Below are 2,214 nucleotides of genomic sequence, written 5' to 3'. Positions count from 1 at the left end.
TCCACATTTTTGCTTCTTTGCAGAAGTTGAGGCAGAAACCCGGTTTCTTGAGCTTGAGAGTTAATGGTGAGGGCTAGAAACCGGGTTTCTTATCCACATTTTTGCTTCTTTGCAGAAGTTGAGGCAGAAACCCGGTTTCTGATGAGCGCAGATGAGGTAAAATGGGGGTGCGGTTTCCGGGTGCAGTCGGGAGGAAAATCATGCCCAGACTCACGGAACAATGAGGATAGACTTAGACGAACTGGAGGTTAAGATTAACAGGGTCGAGACAGCGATCGCACTGCCGATGGAAAAATTTGCTGAATTTTGCCAAAAGTGGAATCTGACAGAGTTAGCTAGATTTGGCTCGATTCTCCGGGATGATTTTAATGCTCATAGTGATGTTGATGTTAGGGTACAATTTCATCCCGAAGCGCATCCCACTCTGTTTGATTTAGCTGAGATGGAAGAGGAACTCAAACAACTATTTCAGCGAGATGTAGATTTAATGACTCGAAAGGGAATTGAAACCAGTCGTAACTATCTGCGTCGCCAAGCCATTCTATCTTCTGCACAGGTAATTTATGGAACGGGATGTTCAATCGTGGCTTGATAGGTTGCAATCAGCCGAAATCGTGACCGAATAGATTTCTGGGCGATCGCGGGAAGATTTAGCGAGTGATTTACAATTGCAAGATGCGATAATTCGGAGACTTTCACTGATTGGTGAAGCGGCAAAACGGGTTTTTGAGCCGACTTGCGATCGCTTGACTACAATTCCTTGGTCAGTGATTAACGGAATGAGAAATCGACTCGTCCATGAATATGATGGGATTGACCTCGATGTAGTTTGGGATACCGCACTCAAGAGTTTGCCGACTTTAATTTTAGAATTAAAAAAAGTCATTCCTAGCCTATAAATAATGATTTGCGGGTTGGGGCAAAAGAAACTGGGTTTCTGGCAGCCTCTCGATTCTTTCATAAAGATTTAACAAAGAAACCCGGTTTCGGGGGACAATAGGGGTGCTGTTTCTATTCGTGCGGCGATCGCGTTAGGGGATTGCAAAATATAAATCCTCCAAACGTTCAACTGAAAGTAAGGTATCTGTCGGAGTAAATGCGCAGGCCCCAGGGCGTATGCAATACGCCCCTACATTGACGGGGCTACTCCATTGCTCCATCACTACGAACCTTTTGGAGATTTTATTTTTTGGAGTTCCCTTAACAACCCATCACCTATTCATTAATCAGCGAGTTTTCAATTTTTAAGTTAACAATATTTTGGAAATGCTTTAAATTATCTGTAACTAAAATAAAATCTCGCGATCGGGCTACGGCTGCAATCATGGCATCTAATTCTCCTGTGGGCTTACCGATGCGTCTGAGTTCTCCTTGAATTTGATCCAATTCACGAGCAGCAAGCAAATCAAAATCTACCCGATGTAGTAGACTAATAAACTGTTATAATGTAGCCAAATTCTGTTCTATATTTTTGTGAGCAATAAACCCCTTTGTAGGGTTCATAAACTACGATAGAACTCAAATAACAGGATTGAAAATGCTGGGCAAATTTGGGTACAGCATTGGGATGATTTTTGAGCAAAGCGATACAGATGTTAGTATCTAGCAGATACATAAATCAATCAAAATTAAATAATTCTCGACCGTGGTTTTGATGGCGTTTTTGAGCGATCGCTGTAAAGCTGGCATCTAAATCGGGTTGGTTTGACCAAGCACCAAATAGTTGACAGAATTGCTGCCAATGCTCTTCTGGTGTCCGGGGGAGGGGGGGTCTAATTTCCAGGATAATTTCATGGCCGTCAGGGACGGCAATATTTTCCGTTAGCTCAATAGTTTTACCGCGTTTAATACCTCGGATTTGCATAAATATGGCTCTCGTTTTTCTTCAAGGGTATTTCAGTTTAGCACATAGATTCTTGAGAGACAAGAAACCCGGTTTCTGGCAGCATCTCGATTCCTTCACAAAGATTTAACAAAGAAACCCGGTTTCTGAGGTCTGGGAATGGGGTAAAATCGGGGTCTATCCCCTACCCGATGCGCCGCTATGGATGAACAACGAATGCAGGCTTATCTCGCCCTGATTCAAGAACTCCTCAGGGAACTCCAAAAAATAAAATCTCCAAACAACCCTCGTTCGTAGTAACGGATCAACGGAGTAGCCTTCTCAATGTAGGGGCGCAATGCTTGCGCCCAATTCAGGGCGCAAGCATTGCG

Annotated in this window: 4 protein-coding genes; 2 read left to right on the top strand and 2 right to left on the bottom strand. The window is 43.5% G+C overall.

Annotated elements, in window-relative coordinates:
• Window positions 1–220 precede the first annotated feature (220 nt).
• Complete coding sequence (locus NG833_RS30115; protein ID WP_254568942.1) at window positions 221–592, top strand: nucleotidyltransferase family protein; 372 nt, start codon at window positions 221–223, stop codon at window positions 590–592.
• Between the two features lie 34 nt (window positions 593–626).
• Entirely contained in the window at window positions 627–899 is a 273-nt protein-coding gene (locus NG833_RS30110; protein ID WP_309143902.1) for a HepT-like ribonuclease domain-containing protein, read from the top strand.
• Window positions 900–1,215: 316 nt separating this feature from the next.
• Here NG833_RS30110 and NG833_RS30105 read toward each other — a convergent pair whose 3' ends face one another.
• Window positions 1,216–1,404, bottom strand: a complete 189-nt coding sequence (locus tag NG833_RS30105; RefSeq protein ID WP_254568940.1) for a type II toxin-antitoxin system VapC family toxin — start codon at window positions 1,402–1,404, stop codon at window positions 1,216–1,218.
• A gap of 214 nt (window positions 1,405–1,618) precedes the next feature.
• Window positions 1,619–1,864 (bottom strand): hypothetical protein, encoded by a 246-nt coding sequence (locus NG833_RS30100; protein WP_254568939.1) that lies wholly within the window; start codon window positions 1,862–1,864, stop codon window positions 1,619–1,621.
• Window positions 1,865–2,214 lie beyond the last annotated feature (350 nt).

Source organism: Oscillatoria sp. HE19RPO, assembly GCF_024220515.1.
Classification (GTDB): Bacteria; Cyanobacteriota; Cyanobacteriia; order Cyanobacteriales; family Laspinemataceae; genus Laspinema.
This window is presented reverse-complemented; position numbering and strand designations above follow the sequence as displayed.

Bases quoted from the DNA above. Each gene is read 5' to 3' on its own strand.
- NG833_RS30115 (WP_254568942.1), top strand. From the start codon at position 221: ATGAGGATAGACTTAGACGAACTGGAGGTTAAGATTAACAGGGTCGAG.
- NG833_RS30100 (WP_254568939.1), bottom strand. From the start codon at position 1,864: ATGCAAATCCGAGGTATTAAACGCGGTAAAACTATTGAGCTAACGGAA.